Raw genomic sequence first — 16646 nt, forward strand, 5'->3', positions numbered from 1 at the left:
TCCCACCCACCATTGAACCGAACGATCGGTCGGTAGACGGTCCGGGCAGAGGGGTTCAGCGATGACAACAGTGCTGCCGGAGCAGGGCTCCGGCACGGCTCACCCGGCGGACACCGCCGGCCTCCAGGCGGCGTTCGACGCGGCGGTGGCGGCCGACGAGCGCATCGAGCCGCGGGACTGGATGCCGGACGCCTACCGCGCCACGCTGGTCCGCCAGATCGCCCAGCACGCGCACTCCGAGATCATCGGCATGCAGCCGGAGGCCAACTGGATCACCCGCGCGCCCTCGCTGCGCCGCAAGGCGATCCTGATGGCCAAGGTCCAGGACGAGGCAGGGCACGGCCTGTACCTGTACAGCGCCGCCGAGACGCTGGGAGTCAGCCGCGACGAACTGCTCGACAAGCTGCACAGCGGCCGTCAGAAGTACTCCTCGATCTTCAACTACCCCACGCTGACCTGGGCCGACGTCGGCGCGATCGGCTGGCTGGTGGACGGCGCGGCGATCACCAACCAGGTGCCGCTGTGCCGCTGCTCCTACGGGCCCTACGCCCGCGCGATGGTCCGCGTCTGCAAGGAGGAGTCGTTCCACCAGCGGCAGGGCTACGAGTTGCTGCACGCCCTCAGCCGGGGCACCGAGGCGCAGCACGCCATGGCGCAGGACGCGGTGGACCGCTGGTGGTGGCCGTCGCTGATGATGTTCGGCCCGCCCGACGACGAGTCGGCCCACTCCGCCCAGTCGATGGCGTGGAAGATCAAACGGCACTCCAACGACGAGCTGCGGCAGCGCTTCGTCGACATCTGCGTACCGCAGGCGGAGTCCCTGGGCCTGACGCTGCCCGACCCGCAGCTCGCCTGGAACGAGGAGCGCGGCCACCACGACTTCGGGCCGATCGACTGGGACGAGTTCCACCGCGTGCTGAAGGGCAACGGCCCCTGCAACGAGCAGCGGATCAGCCGGCGCCGCCGGGCCCACGAGGAGGGCGCCTGGGTCCGTGAGGCCGCCGCCGCGCACGCCGCCCGCCACGCACGCCCCGAAGCCGACCGTCCCGAAGCCGACCGCCCCGAAGCCGCCGGCCGTCCCGGAACCGGCGGTTCGGCCGCCCCGACCCGTGAGGACACGAACCGATGAGCTCCAGCAGCCCGAACGACAGCTGGCCGCTGTGGGAGGTCTTCGTCCGCAGCCGGCGCGGCCTGTCCCACACCCACGCCGGCAGCCTGCACGCGCCGGACGCCCAGATGGCGCTTCGCAACGCCCGCGACCTCTACACCCGCCGCAGCGAGGGCGTCTCGCTGTGGGTGGTGCCGTCCGACCGCATCACCGCCTCCTCGCCTGACGAGAAGGACCCGTTCTTCGAACCGTCCGCCGACAAGCCCTACCGGCACCCCACGTTCTACGAGGTCCCCGAGGGGGTGCGGAACCTGTGACCGCCGCCGACCCCGTCACCGACCCCACCGCGTCGGCCGCCGGCACCGCCTCGTCCGGAGTGGACGCCGCCGCGCTCGCGCTGGGCGATGACGCGCTGGTCCTCGCCCAGCGCCTGGGCGAGTGGGCCGGCGACGCCCCAGTCCTGGAGGAGGAGGTCGCGCTCGGCAACATCGCCCTTGACCTGCTGGGGCAGGCCCGCGTCCTGCTGTCCCTGGCCGACCCCGACCGAGACGAGGACGAGCTGGCGTTCCTGCGCGAGGAGCGCGCGTTCCGCAACGTGCAGCTGGTCGAGCAGCCGAACGGCGACTTCGCCGCCACCATCGTGCGGCAACTGCTCTTCTCGGCCTACCAGCACCCGCTGTACGCGCAGCTCGCGGGCACCGGGCACCGCCTCGCCCCGCTGGCCGGCAAAGCCGTGATGGAGACGGCCTACCACCTCGACCACGCCGAGCAGTGGACGCTGCGCCTCGGCGACGGCACCGAGGAGAGCCACCGCCGCACCCAGCGCGCCCTGGACTCCCTCTGGCGGTACACCGGTGAACTGTTCCAGCCCGTGACCGGCCTGGACGTCGACCTGCCGGCGCTGCGTGCGTCCTGGACCGCGCGTGTCACCGACACCGTCACCCGGGCGGGCCTGCGGCTGCCCGAAGGGCCGCAGGAGTCGCCGTGGGCGGCGGGTGGCGGCCGGCAGGGTGTGCACACCGAGCCCATGGGCCGGCTGCTCGCCGAGATGCAGCACCTGCACCGCAGCCACCCCGGGGCGTCCTGGTGACCCCCGCCCCGCGGCCGTCCGCGCCGGTTGAGCCGGTCGCGCTGCCCACCGAGGAGGAACTGCTCGCGCTGGCGGGCGCCGTGCCGGACCCGGAGCTGCCGGTGATCTCCCTCGCCGAACTCGGCGTGCTGCGCGCGGTCCGCCGCACCGGCCCCGACGCCGCCGAGGTCGACCTGACGCCCACCTACACCGGCTGCCCGGCCGTCGAGACCATGGCCGACGACATCCGGCAGGCGCTGCGCACCCGCGGCATGACGGACGTGACCGTGCGGACCGTGCTCGCGCCTGCCTGGACCACTGACAGCATCACCGCCGAGGGCCGCCGCAAACTCGCCGAGCACGGCATCGCGCCACCGCGCCCGACCGGCCCCGCGGGCGGACCCGTCCCGATCGACCTGGCCGTGCGCTGCCCGCAGTGCGGCTCCACCGACACCGTGCTGCTCAGCCGCTTCTCCTCCACGGCCTGCAAGGCGCTGCGCCGCTGCGAGGCGTGCCGCGAGCCGTTCGACCACTTCAAGGAGCTCACGTGATCTTCCATCCGCTCCGGGTGGCCGCCGTCGAGCCGCTGACCGACGACGCGGTCGCCGTCACCTTCGAGGTGCCGTCCGAACTGCGCGAGACGTTCCGGCACATCCCCGGCCAGCACGTCACCCTGCGGCGGCACGGCCGGCAGGGGCGGTCAGATGAGCAGGGACGGTCCGGCGAGCAGGGGCAGCCGGGCGAGCAGGGGCGGCCGGGCGAGCCGGGGCGGCCGGGCGAGCCGGAGGTGCGGCGCACCTACTCGGTGTGCACTCCCGCCACCGAGGTGCCCACGCTGACGGTCGGCATCCGGCAGGTCCAGGACGGCGACTTCTCCACGTACGCGCTCAAGGAACTCGCGGTCGGCGACATCGTGGACGTGCTGCCGCCCTCCGGCCGCTTCGTGCTCGACCCCCGCCCAGGCCGCTACGCGGCCGTGGTCGGCGGCAGCGGCATCACCCCGGTGCTGTCCATCGCCGCGACGCTGCTGGAACGCGAACCGGCCGCCCGCTTCTGCCTCATCCGCAGCGACCGCACGGTGGCCTCCACGATGTTCCTGGAGCAGGCGGCCGACCTGAAGGACCGCTACCCGGACCGCTTCCAGCTCGTCCAGACCCTCTCCCGCGAGGAGCAGCACGCGGGCCTGCCCACCGGCCGCCTGGACCGCGAACGGCTCGGCACTCTGCTGCCGGCCCTGCTACCGGTGGACGCCGTCGACGGCTGGTTCCTGTGCGGCCCCTACGGGCTGGTACAGGCCGCCGAGCAGGCCCTCGACGACCTCCGAGTCCCGGCCGACCGGGTCCACCAGGAGGTCTTCCACGTGGCGGAGTCCGCCGCGTCATCGCTGTCCGGCGTGGGCGCGGGAGCGCCCGGCACGGCGGCGGACGCAGGCGCGGACGTCGCGGCGACCGTGACGGCCACGCTCGACGGACGCGGCGGCAGTTGGACGGCGCTGCCGGGCGAAAGCGTGCTGGAGACGGTGCTGCGGCACCGCGGCGACGCGCCCTACGCCTGCAAGGGCGGCGTGTGCGGCACCTGCCGGGTGCGGCTGCTCGACGGCGAGGTGCGCATGGACCGCAACTTCGCGCTGGAGCGCGAGGAGGTGGACGCCGGCTACGTCCTGGCCTGCCAGTCGCACCCGGCCACACCGGCCGTCACCGTCGACTTCGACGCCTGAGACCGAGCGCCACGCCGCGGGCCCCGGCTCGACCCGCGTCCGGCAGCCCTGCGGGCCGCCGGGGGCGGGTCAGAGGACGAAGGGCTCCTGGCCCTGGTCACCGACCAGGGGCCGCCCGGCCTCGGCCCAGGCGAGCATGCCGCCGTCCACGTTCACCGCGTCGATGCCCTGCGCGGCCAGGTACCGGGTGACCTGCGCGGATCGCCCGCCCACCCGGCACATCACGAACACCCGCCGTTCGGCGGCGAGTTCGGTGATCTCACCGAACCGCTCGACGACCTCGCCCATCGGGATGTGCACCGCTTCGCCGGCCCGCCCGGCGGCCCACTCGTGCGGCTCCCGGACGTCGAGCAGCAGGGCGTCCTGCGGAACGTCGGCGGCGGTGACCGCCGGGACCGATGGGTACGGGGTCACGCGCGCTTCTCCTCAGCTTCGTCCTGCGCCACCGGGCCCGAGCCAGGCAACGTTTCGTTCGACGTCCCGTCCTGCACCGGACCGTCCTCAACCGGACCGTCCGACGCCGGTTCGTCCGACGCCGGGCCATCCACCACCGGGCCGTCCGGCGTGGGCTCGCCCCCAGCGGGCCCGTCCTGCGCGGGCCCGTCCTGCGCGGGCCCGTCCTGCGGCGAGGGGGCGCCGTCCGGTTCGGGGTGCGTCGCTGCGGCGGCCTGCGGCGCCGTCCCCGCGGGCGTGGCCGCCGGGTCGGCGGAACCGGAGACGGGCGAGATGGTGACGGTGGGCGGTTGCGGCCCCCCGTCAGCACCCGGCAGGTCAGCACCCGGCACGTCCGTGCCCGCTCCCGCGCTTCCGCCGGCCGCCTGCGATGCGTCGGCCGTACGGGCGGCCAGCTCGTCCAGACGGGCCTGGCGCTCGGCGACGTCTGCGAGCAGCTTGTCAGCGATGTCGTCGAGCAGTCCGTCCGGGTCGTCGGGCGCCATGCGCAGCATCGCGCCGATGGCGCTCTCCTCCAGCTCCGACGCGACCCCGGCCAGCCACTCCTTGCGTTCCGCGAGCCACTCCAGCCGGGCGTACAGCTCCTCGCTGCGGCTGAGCCGGATCCGCTCCGGCCGGGGACCGGCCGCCCACTCCTCCAGCAGCTCGGCCAGCACCGCCTCGTCACCGTCGGCGTAGGCACGGTTGACGCGGACGATGAAAGCGTCCCGTCGGGCCCGGTCCGCGTCGTCGCCGGCCAGGTCGGGGTGGGCCGCACGCACCAGCTCGCGGTACATGCGACGGGCCTCCTCGCTCGGGCGCACCCGCTGCGGCGGCCGGACGGGCCGGTCCGTCAGCATGGCCTGCGCCTCCGGTGACATGCCCTCGGGCTGGAGCCAGCCGCCGAACAGCTCGTCGACGCCGGGCATCGGCAGCACCATGGCGCGGGCCTCGCGGGCCTTGCGCAGATCCTCGGCGTCGCCGCTGAGCACGGCGACCGCCTCGGCGATCTGCGCGTCCAGCTCGTCCAGCCGCGCGTACATCGGGCCGAGCCGCTGGTGGTGGAGGCGGGAGAAGTTCTCCACCTCCACCCGGAAGGTCTCCACCGCGATCTCGAACTCGATGAGGGCCGTCTCGGCGGCCAGGACGGCCCGCTCCAGCCGGTCCGTGGCCGGCTCGCCGGTCCCTTGTGTCTGCGGGTTCGTCACCCGGCCAGCCTACGCAACGCGCGCGGTGCCCCTCACACTCCGGCCTCGGCCGCGATCCGGCCGCCCCGGATCGCCGCCAGCAGCGCCGAGTGATCGGCCTCGGTGCGGTCGGCGTAGGCGACGGCGAAGTCCGCCACGGCAAGGTCGAGCTGCTCGCTCTTGCCGCAGTAGCCGGCTATCAGCCGAGGGTCGGTGCTGTGCGAGTGGGCGCGGGCCAGCAGGGCGCCCGTCATCCGCGCGTAGTCGTCGATCTGGTCGGCGGCGAGCGCCGACGGGTCGACACTGCCCTTGCGGTTGCGGAACTGGCGCACCTGGAACGGCCTGCCCTGCACTGTCGTCCAGCCCAGCAGTTCGTCGCTGACCACCTGCATGCGCCGCTGGCCGAGCACCACCCGGCGGCCCTCGTGTGTGACCTTCGGCGCGGTGAACCCGGCGGCGGCCAGGTGCTGCCGCAGCACCGACTCCCGGGCCTCCTTCACCTGGAGCACCAGCGGCTCACCGTGGTGGTCCAGCAGCAGCACCACGTAGGAGCGGGTGCCGACGCTGCCCGTGCCCACCACGCGGAACGCGACGTCGTGCACGGCGTAGCGGCTGAGCAGCGGCAGCCGGTCCTCGCCGAGTGTGGTGAGGTACTCGCCGAGCGCCGCGACGACGGCGGCGGCCTCGGCGTCGTCGACCCGGCGCAGCACCGGCGGCGCGTCCTTGAAGCGGCGGCCGTAGGGCTCGTCCTCGGTGTCGTCCTCGGTGGACTTGGCGGCGAAACGGGCGCTGGTGTTGCGCCGGGCCTTCTGCCCGACACGTTCCAGCGTGCCCTCCAGGTCGCCTGCGCCGGCGTGCGAGACCAGTTCCTCGTCTGCGATGGCGTTCCACGCGTCGGCAGCCGGCAGCTTCGCCAGCAGCCGCATCGTGGACCGGTACGCCGCGGCGGTGTCCGCTGCCGCCAGCCGGCAGGTGTCCTCGTCCGCGCCCGCCCCGCGCCCGGCCAGGACGTGCGAGACGGCCAGCCGCTTCAGGTCCCACTCCCAGGGGCCCGGCACGGTCTCGTCGAAGTCGTTGAGATCGATGACCAGCTTGCCGCGGGCATCCCCGTACAGGCCGAAGTTCGCGGCGTGCGCGTCACCGCACAGCTGGGTGGTGATGCCGGTGACGGGTGTGCCGTGGGCCAGGTCGTACGCCATCAGCCCGGCCGAGCCGCGCAGGAACGCGAACGGCGACGCCGCCATCCGGCCCACCCGGATCGGGGTCAGCTCCGCGATCCGGCCCTCGTTGGACTGCTCCACCGCCACCACCGGGTCGGGCCGCAGCTCCGGGACGCGGAACGCGGCGTGGCCCGAGCGCGGCACCGAAGTGCGCAGCTCCTTGCCCTCGTGCTTCGGCGACGTGCCGCGCGCCCGAGTCGCAAAACCCCTGACCTGCGGAATCCGCCCCATGTCTGCCCCCTCGTCCGCTGCCACCCGTGCGGCTCTCCCCGTCACGACGTCTGCTGGTGATCATCGGTTGCCCGGGAAGCGCCGCGCAATGCCTGTGGATAACTCCGGTGCGAGCAGGACCGGCCGGGCCGGGAACCACGGCGGCGGACGGGGAACTGGCCCGGCGACCAGCCGGAACCGGTCCGATGATCGGACGCGGGCAGGCCCAGAGGGGCACCGGCGGCGGTCCGGCGGTCAGTCGCGGAAGGCCTCCGGGCAGGCGGAGCTGCCACCGGGGAGGTGGGCGTCGGCCCAGCGGGTGAGTTCGGTCATCGCCGGGCGCAGTGCGAGACCGGCGTCGGTGAGGCGGTAGCTCACCCTGGTGGGCGGGCCCTCCTGGACCGAGCGCAGCACCAGGCCGAGGGCGGCCAGCTCGGAGAGCCGGTCGGCGAGCATGCGCTCGCTGATGCCGGGCACGGCGCGTCGCAGCTCGGCGAAGTGGCCGGGACCGCTGATGAGGGCGGCGATGACGAGCCCCGTCCAGCGCTTGCCGAGCACCTCGAAGACCCGGGTGAGGCCTCCCTCCGGCGAGGCGCACATCTCGGGCGGGGCGCACGCCTCACCCACACCGTCCCCGTACGCCGCCGTCCCCGCTGCCTCAGCCATGCCTCCACAGTAGTGGACCCGCACAAGGTGCTGCGGAAAAGTAAGTAGCTATGCTATTAGTAGTTTCAGGCAGGAAGTAATGTACTTACCCACCTGGAGACGTCATGGCCACGCTGCTGCACATCGACTCGTCCGTCAACGGCGATCACTCCGCCTCCCGCGCCGTCACCGCGGTGTTCCGCGCCGCGTGGCTGGCCCAGCACCCGGGCGGCCGGGTCGTCGAGCGCGACCTGGCCGCCGACCCGCTGCCGCACCTCGACGCGAGTGCCGCCCAGGCCGGCTACGTCCCGCCCGCCGACCGCACGCCCGAGCAGCAGGCGTCCTTCGCACTGCGCGAGGAGCTGGCCACCGAACTGGAGCAGGCCGACGCGGTGGTGATCGGCGCGCCCATGTACAACTGGTCGATCCCCTCCGGCCTCAAGGCGTGGCTCGACCACGTGATCATCGGAGGCCGCACCGCCATGACGGAGAACCCGAGCGCCGCCGGCACGCCCGTCACGGTGGTCGCCAGCCGCGGCGGCTCCTACGCTCCCGGCACGCCGCAGGAGGGCAACGACTTCGTGCAGGACTACCTGCGCCACGCGCTCGGCACCGGCCTGGGCCTGGACGTCGACTTCATCGTGCCGGAGCTGACCCTGGCCCCCAGCGTGCCCGCCATGAGCGAGCTGATCCCGCTCTTCGAGGCGTCCCGCGCCAAGGCCCACGAGGAGGCCGAGACCAAGGCCAAGGCCCTCGCCTCCCGCCTCGCGGCCTGACACTGCCCGGCAGTCCGATGCCTGCCTCGCGGCCTGACACCCGCCTCACGGCCTGAGGCCGCCCGTGCCCGCGGGGTCCGCGCCGCACCCCTCCCGGACCCGCGGGCACGCGTCCTGACGGGAAGCCGGCGCACGGGACATGTGACGGGACGGTGGGCGCGGCGGGTTCTCATCGGTGTCGGCGGCGACCTGGCGAGGGGATGGCAGGCTCCTCGCCATGTACGGAGATCCGCAGAACAGGTCAACACCGAGGTTGTGGGGGTGGGTCGCGTGCACCTGGGCGGTCGTCTTCGCCGTGCTCCACTTCTACTGGGCTCTGGGCGGCGAGTGGGGTCTGAGTGAATCGGCGGGCCCCCTGGCCGAGGAGCGCCCCGTGTGGTTCGTGGTGGTGGGCCTGTGGGGCGTGGGGACGCTGTGCCTGGCCACCGGGGCGCTGGGATGGCTCCTCACCCGGCCGCGGCCGAGGGGCTGGGCCGGAACGACGGTCAGGCTTCTGGGATGGGGTGCCTGCGCACTGCTGCTGGCGCGCAGCGCCGCCGTCTGGGCGCTGCTGCTGACCGATCCCTCGGGTCAGCGGACAGAGACCAGCCCCGAACAGCGGTCCTGGACGCTCTTGCTGTGGAACCCCTGGTTCCTGGTCGGCGGTCTTGCCTTCGGCCTCGCCGCCCTCTCGTACGGCCGGGTGAAGGGCCGGGTGAAGGGCCGAGCGGCACTTCCCAACGCGAGCTGAGGGCCCCAGCGGAGGCGGCCAGGCCCTTTGCGTGACGAATGACCGTCCGAGGAAGGCCCTGACCGTCCAAGGAAGGTCAGGGCGTCGGCGGGCCCGCCTCCGGGGTCAGCCCCGAGAAGGCGGCGAGCAGGCGTTCGGCGGCCAGCGTCGCGGTGAGCGTGCCGTCCCTGACCTCCTGCTCCAGGCCGGGGGCGAGGCGCCGCACCTCCGGGTGGTCCCGCAGCCGGTCGAGCAGCTGGTCGCGGACCATCGACCACACCCACTCCACCTGCTGGTCGCGCCGCTTGCCCTCCAGCGCGCCGGTGGTGTCGAGGATGCGGCGGTGCTGCTCCAGCCGGTCCCAGACGTCCTCCAGGCCGGTGCCCTCCTGAGCGCTGCACGTGAGCACCGGCGGGTTCCAGGGCGCGTCCGGCGGCTGCAGCAGCCGCAGCGCCCCGGCGAGTTCACGGGCGGCGGAGCGGGCGTCCCGCTCGTGCGGGCCGTCGGCCTTGTTGACGGCGACCACGTCGGCCAGCTCCAGCACGCCCTTCTTGATGCCCTGGAGCTGGTCGCCGGTCCTGGCGAGGGTGAGCAGCAGGAACGAGTCGACCATGCCGGCGACGGTGATCTCCGACTGCCCGACGCCGACCGTCTCCACCAGCACCACGTCGTACCCGGCGGCCTCCATCACCACCATCGTCTCGCGCGTGGCTCGGGCCACGCCGCCCAGCGTGCCTGAGGTCGGTGACGGCCGGACGAACGCCGCCGGGTCCACGGCGAGACGGGCCATCCGGGTCTTGTCGCCCAGGATCGAGCCGCCGCTGCGGCCGGACGACGGGTCGACGGCCAGCACCGCGACCCGGTGCCCCAGCCCGGTCAGCATCGAGCCCAGCGCGTCGATGAACGTCGACTTGCCGACTCCGGGCACCCCGCTGATGCCCACCCGGCGGGCCTTGCCCGCGAACGGCAGCAGCTCCACCAGCAGTTGCTGGGCGAGCTGCCGGTGGTCGGCGCGGGTGGACTCGACCAGGGTGATGGCCCGGGCGATCCGCGCCCGTGACCCCTCCCGCACACCCTGGACGTAGGCGTCGAGGTCGATCTTCGGCGGCATCAGTGCACGTCGCTCACAGCTCGTGGCCGAGGCTCGCCGCCAGCGACCGGACCAGGTCGTGCGCGGCGTCTGGGATCACCGTCCCGGGCGGGAAGACCGCCGCCGCGCCCATCTCCTTCAGCGGCTCCACGTCCTGCGGCGGGATGACCCCGCCGACCACGACCATGATGTCCTCGCGTCCCTGCCCGGCCAGTTCCTCACGCAGCGCCGGCACCAGCGTCATGTGACCGGCCGCCAGCGAGGAGACACCGATGATGTGCACGTCGGCCTCGACGGCCTGGAGCGCCACCTCGCCGGGCGTCTGGAACAGCGGGCCGACGTCGACGTCGAATCCCAGGTCGGCGAAGGCGGTCGCGATGACCTTCTGGCCGCGGTCGTGGCCGTCCTGGCCCATCTTGGCGACCAGGATGCGCGGCCGGCGCCCCTCGGCCTGCTCGAACTCGCCGACCAGGGCGCGGGTGCGCTCCAGCGCGGAGGACGGCCCGGCTTCGTCTCGGTACACACCGGAGATCGTACGGATCTGGCCCGCGTGGCGCCCGTACACCTTCTCCAACGCGTCGGAGATCTCACCCACGGTGGCCATGGCGCGGGCCGCGTTCACCGCCAGGTGCAGCAGGTTGCCCTCCAGGCTGCCACCGTCGCGGTGGCCCTCCTCGGCCGCCGCGGTCAGCGCGCGCAGCGCGTCCTGGCAGGCGTCCTCGTCGCGCTCCTCGCGAAGCCGCCGCAGCTTGGCGATCTGCTGGGCGCGCACCGAGGAGTTGTCGACCTTCAGCACGTCGATCTGCTCGTCGGTCTCCACCCGGTACTTGTTGACGCCGATCACCGGCTGCCGGCCCGAGTCGATGCGGGCCTGGGTGCGGGCGGCGGCCTCCTCCACGCGCAGCTTCGGAATGCCCGCGTCGATGGCCTTCGCCATGCCGCCGGCCTGCTCGACCTCCTGGATGTGCTGCCAGGCGCGCCGCGCGAGGTCGTGCGTGAGCCGCTCCACGTAGGCGCTGCCGCCCCACGGGTCGATGACCCGGCAGGTGCCCGACTCCTGCTGGAGCAGCAACTGCGTGTTGCGGGCGATGCGCGCGGAGAAGTCGGTGGGCAGCGCCAGCGCCTCGTCGAGCGCGTTGGTGTGCAGCGACTGGGTGTGGCCCTGGGTCGCCGCCATCGCCTCCACGCAGGTGCGGGTCACGTTGTTGAAGACGTCCTGGGCGGTCAGCGACCAGCCGGATGTCTGCGAATGGGTGCGCAGCGAGAGCGACTTGGCGTTCTTCGGCTCGAACTCCCGTACCAGCTTGGCCCACAGCAGGCGGGCCGCCCGCAACTTGGCGACCTCCATGAAGAAGTTCATGCCGATCGCCCAGAAGAACGACAGCCGGGGCGCGAACGCGTCCACGTCCAGTCCGGCGCCCATGCCCGCCCGCAGGTACTCGACACCGTCCGCCAGGGTGTACGCCAGCTCCAGGTCGGCCGTCGCCCCGGCCTCCTGGATGTGGTAGCCGGAGATGGAGATCGAGTTGTACCGCGGCATCTTCTGCGAGGTGTACGCGAAGATGTCGGAGATGATCCGCATCGACGGCAGCGGCGGGTAGATGTAGGTGTTGCGGACCATGAACTCCTTGAGGATGTCGTTCTGGATGGTCCCCGCCAGCTTCTCCGGCGGCACACCCTGCTCCTCGGCGGCGACGATGTACAGCGCCAGCACGGGCAGCACCGCGCCGTTCATCGTCATCGACACGCTCATCCGGTCCAGCGGGATGCCGTCGAACAACTGCCGCATGTCGTAGATGGAGTCGATGGCGACGCCCGCCATGCCGACGTCGCCGGTGACGCGCGGGTGGTCGCTGTCGTAGCCGCGGTGCGTGGGCAGGTCGAAGGCGACCGACAGGCCCTTCTGTCCGGCCGCCAGGTTGCGCCGGTAGAAGGCGTTGGACTCCTCGGCGGTGGAGAACCCGGCGTACTGCCGGATCGTCCACGGCTGGTTGACGTACATCGTCGGGTACGGGCCGCGCAGGTAGGGCGCGACGCCCGGGTAGGTGCCCAGGAAGTCGAGACCGGCCAGGTCGTCCGCGGTGTACAGCGGCTTGACGCCGATGCCCTCCGGGGTCTCCCACACCAGGTCCTCGGCGCTCTTGCCCGCGCTCTGCTGCAGGGCCTCCCGCCAGCGGTCCGCGTCCGCCGAAGACGCCGGGCCCGCGGGGTTCTCCGCCGGGTCCAGCCCGACGCCGGTGAAGTCCGGAATGCCGCCGCTCATCACACCACTCCCGCTTCGTTCGGACCCGCGTCGCCGCGCCCTGGCGCACCCGCCGCACCGGCACCGGCGCCGCCTCCGGCATCCGGCCGGTCGGCGCCGACACCGAGCACCTCGTGCAGGTCGCGCAGCAGCGCCACCGCGTCACCGCCGGCCCGCACGAAGGTGTCCACGCCGGCCGCCTCGTACGCCGCCCGCTGCTCGCCCGGCTTCCCGGCGAGCAGCACCCGGCGGGCGCCGGCGGCGCGCAGCGCCTCGGCGACCGGCACGGCCTGCTCGGTGTACAGCGTGTCGGTCGAGCACAGGCAGGCCGCCACCGCGCCGCTGCCGCGCAGGGCCTCGGCCGCGGCAGCCGGGTCGGCGACCTCGACCAGGACGGGTTCGAGGCCGCCCGCCTGGAGCAGGTTGGCGGCGAACCCGGCACGTGCCGTGTAGGCCGCCGCGCCGCCCAGCGCGGCCAGCAGCACTTTCGGCCGCTCGCCGGTCGCGGCGAGGTGCGCGTCCGACCGGGCCCGCAGCTCCTCGTACGCCTCGTCCCTGCGCACCCGCGGCAGCCCCCCGGTGGGGCCCTCGGGGGCCGGGTCCCGGCGCACCGGCTCCTCGGTCAGGTTGGGGAACTCGCTGACGCCGGTGATCGGCTCCCGGCGGTGCGCCAGCCGCTCGCTCCGGCGCTGCCAGGTGGCGTCCAGCCGCCGCCGCACGGTGCCGTCGGCCAGCGCGGCCCGCTGCCCGCCGGCCCGCTCGACCTCCTGGAACCAGTCCCAGGCGGCCCGCGCCAGCTCCTCGGTGAGCTGCTCGACGTACCAGGAGCCGCCCGCCGGGTCGATGACCCGGGCGACGTGCGACTCCTCGACGAGGATGGTGGACGTGTTGCGGGCGATGCGCCGGGCGAACGCGTCCGGCAGCCCCGCCGCGTGGTCGAAGGGCAGAACGGTGACCGCCTCCGCGCCGCCCACTCCGGCGGCGAGCGACGCCACGGTGGTGCGCAGCATGTTCACCCACGGGTCGCGGCGGGACATCATCACCGACGAGGTCACCGCGTGCTGCCGCTGCGCGGCGGCGGGCGAGTCCGCGCCGCTCACCTGCGTGACGCGGGCCCAGAGCCGCCTGGCGGCGCGGAACTTGGCGATGGTGGTGAACTGGTCGGCGGTCGCCGCGTAGCGGAACTCCAGCTGCCGGCAGGCGTCCTCGACGCTCAGTCCGGCCGCGGTGAGGGCACGCAGGTAGGCGACGCCGGTGGCCAGCGAGCAGCCCAGCTCCTCGGCGGGTGAGGCCCCGGCCTCGTGGTAGGGCAGCGCGTCGACGGTCATCACCCGCAGCCCGGGATGGGTGCGGCCGACGGCGCGGGCCCGCGCGGCGGCGGCGTCGAGCAGGCCGTCCGTCGCGGTGTCGTCGCCGGTCCTGGCCAGGAGGCCCAGCGGGTCCGCGCCCAGGTTGCCCGCCACCGCGGAGGGCGGCACGCCGCGGTCGGCCGCCAGGCCGAGCAGCGCGTCGGCGGCGGCCTCGCCGTCGGCGCCCGCGTCCAGCACGACCGGCGCCAGGTCCAGGTAGACGCCCTCCAGCACGGCGGGCAGGTCGGCGACGTCGATGCCGCCGCGGCCCAGCACCAGCCACAGCGCGCCGACGCCGTTCTCCAGGTCGGCGAGCACCGCCTCGTTGGCCTGCCGGGCGTCGGCCCGGCGGTGCTGCTGGCGTACCTGCCAGCCCGCGGGCGTGCTGCCCTGCGGCGAGGCGCCGCGCAGGTAGGGGGCGGAGCCCGGGTAGCCGCCGGGCACGGCGGAGGCCGGGGCGACGTCGTCCGCGGTGTACAGCGGACGCGTGCGCAGCCCGTCCTCGAGCTCGGTGGACAGCGCGTGTTCCGCCGCGTCCCCCTCCAGGCCACTTCTGCCCGCCTTGCGCAGCACACCCTCCACGAGGTGCTGCCACTGGGCACGGGTGGCTTCGGGGAACTCGGCGGCCAGCGAAAGCCCGTCATCAGGCAGGACCGTCATAGACGGCAGGCTAGGGGAGGTGCACCTTCGAGCGCAGCGGCGCACGGATGTGACCTTGGACTCTCACACCGCGTCCCCCGAAGGGCGCACAGCGTTCCCGGAACGGAACCGGTCCGGCCCAGGCCCGGCCCGAGGGCGGTCGATGTCAGGCGGCGGGGGCGATCTCGGCGATCAGGCCCTCGATCCGGGTGCGGATCTCGTCGCGGATGGGCCGGACGGCCTCCACGCCCTGACCGGCCGGGTCGTCCAGCTTCCAGTCCAGGTAGCGCTTGCCGGGGAAGACCGGGCAGGTGTCGCCGCAGCCCATGGTGATGACCACGTCGGACGCCTTGACGGCGTCGGTGGTGAGGACCTTCGGGGTCTCGGCGGCGATGTCGACGCCGACCTCGCGCATGGCCTCCACCGCGGCGGGGTTCACCCGGTCGGCGGGCGCGGAACCGGCCGACCGGACCTCCACCCGGTCGCCGGCCAGGTGGGTCAGCCAGGCGGCGGCCATCTGCGACCGGCCGGCGTTGTGCACGCACACGAACAGCACGGAGGGCTTCTCGGTCATCGCGGTCTCTCTCTGTCTCCGGGAGCAGGACCGTTTCCGGGTGGAGGAAACCGGCTGCCCCCTGCGGGCTCGGGCCGGCTGGCATCAGCGCCGACTGATGTGACAGTATCAGCACATGCTGACGTCAGTAGACGCTGATCTGATCCGGGTACTCGCCGACCCGCTCAGGCTCCGGATCGTCACCCTGCTCGCCGGCGAGACGCTCTGCACCACCCATCTCGTCGAGGAGACGGGCGCACGTCAGACCAACCTGTCCAACCACCTCCGCCTGATGCGCGAGGCCGGGGTCGTCGAGACCGAACCGTGCGGCCGTTACACCTACTACAAGCTCCGCCCGGACGTGCTCGACGCCCTGGCCGGCTCGTTCGCCGAACTGGCCGCCGCAGCCCGCGGAACCGTCGACCAGCAGAAGAAGAGGCCCTGCGCGTGACCCGCACCGACCCAGCGACCACCACCGGATCGACCGATCCGCAGGGCGCGGCGATCGTCGCCCGCCTCTCCACGCTCGACCGCTTCCTCGCGGTGTGGATCCTGCTCGCCATGGGCGTCGGCCTGGGGCTGGGACGCGTCGTGCCCGGCCTGGACGACGCGCTGGCGGCCGTCGAGGTGGGCGGCATCTCGCTGCCCATCGCCATCGGCCTGCTGATCATGATGTACCCGGTGCTGGCCAAGGTCCGCTACGACCGGCTCGACACCGTCACCAGCGACCGCAGGCTGCTGATCTCCTCACTGGTGATCAACTGGGTCGTCGGCCCGGCCGTGATGTTCGCGCTCGCCTGGATCTTCCTGCCCGACCTGCCCGAATACCGCACCGGCCTGATCATCGTCGGCCTGGCGCGCTGCATCGCCATGGTCATCATCTGGAACGACCTGGCCTGCGGCGACCGCGAGGCGGCGGCCGTGCTCGTCGCCCTGAACTCCGTCTTCCAGGTCTTCGCGTTCGGCCTGCTCGGCTGGTTCTACCTCGACCTGCTGCCCGGCTGGCTGGGCCTCGGCGACGGCGAGAGCCTCGACGTGTCGATGCTGTCCATCGCCGTCAACGTGGTGATCTTCCTCGGCGTCCCGCTGCTCGCCGGCTTCCTCACCCGCCGCGTCGGCGAGCAGCGCATGGGCCGGGAGCGCTACGAGAACACGCTGCTGCCGAAGATCGGCCCGTGGGCGCTGTACGGCCTGCTGTTCACGATCGTCATCCTCTTCGCCCTCCAGGGCGGCACCATCACCAGCCGGCCCGGCGACGTGGCGCGCATCGCACTGCCGCTGCTCGTCTACTTCGCCCTGATGTGGTTCGGCACCTTCGCGCTCGGCAAGGCCATCGGCCTGGCCTACGACCGCACCACGACGCTCGCCTTCACCGCGGCCGGCAACAACTTCGAACTCGCCATCGCCGTCGCCATCGGCGCCTTCGGCGTCACCTCCGGCGAGGCGCTGTCCGGCGTCGTCGGCCCGCTCATCGAGGTGCCGGTACTGATCGGCCTGGTGTACGTCTCCCTGGCGTGGCGCCGCAGGTTCGGCGCGAAGCAGCTCACCAGCACCTCCAAGGACGGCTGAGCCGGACGGACTGCGGACGGGCTCCGTCCGGCACCGGCACCAGCAGGGCCGAGGCCGGACGGAGCCCGAGCCCGAGCTCTAGAAGATTAAGATTCAACAACATTCGCCCGAGGCTGCGTCGGCACGCAGAC

At 73.4% G+C, this 16646-nt stretch carries 16 protein-coding genes and 1 pseudogene; 9 read left to right on the forward strand and 8 right to left on the reverse strand.

The genetic code is table 11. The annotated features are described in order from the left end of the window. Positions 1-61: 61 nt before the first annotated feature. Genes paaA through QNO07_RS07335 form a run of 5 tightly spaced genes read left to right on the forward strand, consistent with a single transcriptional unit; the run spans position 62 to position 3894 of the window. Positions 62-1129 carry a 1,2-phenylacetyl-CoA epoxidase subunit PaaA gene (gene paaA, locus QNO07_RS07315; protein ID WP_283990816.1) on the forward strand — a complete coding sequence of 356 codons (1068 nt, stop codon included), beginning with the start codon at positions 62-64 and terminating at the stop codon, positions 1127-1129. Beyond that, positions 1126-1425: a 1,2-phenylacetyl-CoA epoxidase subunit PaaB gene (paaB, locus tag QNO07_RS07320; protein ID WP_283990817.1), complete on the forward strand. Its 300-nt coding sequence runs from the start codon at positions 1126-1128 to the stop codon at positions 1423-1425. The genes paaA and paaB overlap by 4 nt, the downstream gene beginning before the upstream one ends. Further along, the gene (paaC, locus tag QNO07_RS07325) at positions 1422-2198 is read left to right on the forward strand and encodes a 1,2-phenylacetyl-CoA epoxidase subunit PaaC (RefSeq protein WP_283990818.1); all 777 of its coding nucleotides are present in this window, start codon (positions 1422-1424) and stop codon (positions 2196-2198) included. The genes paaB and paaC overlap by 4 nt, the downstream gene beginning before the upstream one ends. Further along, positions 2192-2728 (forward strand): 1,2-phenylacetyl-CoA epoxidase subunit PaaD, encoded by a 537-nt coding sequence (gene paaD, locus QNO07_RS07330; RefSeq protein WP_283990902.1) that lies wholly within the window; start codon positions 2192-2194, stop codon positions 2726-2728. Before paaC ends, paaD begins: the two co-directional genes overlap by 7 nt. Continuing rightward, entirely contained in the window at positions 2728-3894 is a 1167-nt protein-coding gene (locus QNO07_RS07335) for a 2Fe-2S iron-sulfur cluster-binding protein (RefSeq protein ID WP_283990903.1), read from the forward strand. Before paaD ends, QNO07_RS07335 begins: the two co-directional genes overlap by 1 nt. A gap of 69 nt (positions 3895-3963) precedes the next feature. Here QNO07_RS07335 and QNO07_RS07340 read toward each other — a convergent pair whose 3' ends face one another. The 4 genes and pseudogenes from QNO07_RS07340 to QNO07_RS07355 form a co-directional block, all read right to left on the reverse strand. Beyond that, complete coding sequence (locus QNO07_RS07340; protein ID WP_283990819.1) at positions 3964-4308, reverse strand: rhodanese-like domain-containing protein; 345 nt, start codon at positions 4306-4308, stop codon at positions 3964-3966. 431 nt (positions 4309-4739) lie between these two features. Next, positions 4740-5534: pseudogene (locus tag QNO07_RS07345) on the reverse strand (J domain-containing protein); the annotation flags it as partial. A 32-nt stretch (positions 5535-5566) separates the two neighbouring features. After that, complete coding sequence (locus QNO07_RS07350) at positions 5567-6964, reverse strand: DUF2252 domain-containing protein (protein WP_283990820.1); 1398 nt, start codon at positions 6962-6964, stop codon at positions 5567-5569. Between the two features lie 234 nt (positions 6965-7198). Further along, a complete protein-coding gene (locus tag QNO07_RS07355) occupies positions 7199-7543 on the reverse strand; it encodes a winged helix-turn-helix transcriptional regulator (protein ID WP_283990905.1) in 345 nt (114 codons plus the stop codon). Positions 7544-7713: 170 nt separating this feature from the next. On the opposite strand from QNO07_RS07355, the gene QNO07_RS07360 reads away from it, so the two are divergent. Next, complete coding sequence (locus QNO07_RS07360; RefSeq protein ID WP_283990821.1) at positions 7714-8364, forward strand: FMN-dependent NADH-azoreductase; 651 nt, start codon at positions 7714-7716, stop codon at positions 8362-8364. 217 nt (positions 8365-8581) lie between these two features. After that, positions 8582-9094: a DUF3995 domain-containing protein gene (locus QNO07_RS07365; protein WP_283990822.1), complete on the forward strand. Its 513-nt coding sequence runs from the start codon at positions 8582-8584 to the stop codon at positions 9092-9094. 76 nt (positions 9095-9170) lie between these two features. Here QNO07_RS07365 and meaB read toward each other — a convergent pair whose 3' ends face one another. The 4 genes from meaB to QNO07_RS07385 form a co-directional block, all read right to left on the reverse strand. Further along, positions 9171-10184: a methylmalonyl Co-A mutase-associated GTPase MeaB gene (gene meaB, locus QNO07_RS07370; RefSeq protein ID WP_283990824.1), complete on the reverse strand. Its 1014-nt coding sequence runs from the start codon at positions 10182-10184 to the stop codon at positions 9171-9173. Between the two features lie 13 nt (positions 10185-10197). Then, positions 10198-12426 carry a methylmalonyl-CoA mutase gene (gene scpA / locus QNO07_RS07375; protein ID WP_283990825.1) on the reverse strand — a complete coding sequence of 743 codons (2229 nt, stop codon included), beginning with the start codon at positions 12424-12426 and terminating at the stop codon, positions 10198-10200. Beyond that, positions 12426-14414 carry a methylmalonyl-CoA mutase family protein gene (locus tag QNO07_RS07380; protein ID WP_283990826.1) on the reverse strand — a complete coding sequence of 663 codons (1989 nt, stop codon included), beginning with the start codon at positions 14412-14414 and terminating at the stop codon, positions 12426-12428. Before QNO07_RS07380 ends, scpA begins: the two co-directional genes overlap by 1 nt. Before the next feature lie 145 nt (positions 14415-14559). Continuing rightward, positions 14560-14967 carry an arsenate reductase ArsC gene (locus tag QNO07_RS07385; protein ID WP_283990827.1) on the reverse strand — a complete coding sequence of 136 codons (408 nt, stop codon included), beginning with the start codon at positions 14965-14967 and terminating at the stop codon, positions 14560-14562. Positions 14968-15082: 115 nt separating this feature from the next. On the opposite strand from QNO07_RS07385, the gene QNO07_RS07390 reads away from it, so the two are divergent. Together QNO07_RS07390 and arsB are read left to right on the forward strand one after the other, a co-directional pair. Further along, entirely contained in the window at positions 15083-15397 is a 315-nt protein-coding gene (locus tag QNO07_RS07390) for an ArsR/SmtB family transcription factor (RefSeq protein WP_283990828.1), read from the forward strand. Beyond that, positions 15394-16515: an ACR3 family arsenite efflux transporter gene (gene arsB, locus QNO07_RS07395; RefSeq protein ID WP_283990829.1), complete on the forward strand. Its 1122-nt coding sequence runs from the start codon at positions 15394-15396 to the stop codon at positions 16513-16515. Before QNO07_RS07390 ends, arsB begins: the two co-directional genes overlap by 4 nt. Positions 16516-16646: the final 131 nt, after the last annotated feature.

Source organism: Streptomyces sp. 549 (genome assembly GCF_030124175.1).
Lineage (GTDB): Bacteria > Actinomycetota > Actinomycetes > Streptomycetales > Streptomycetaceae > Streptomyces.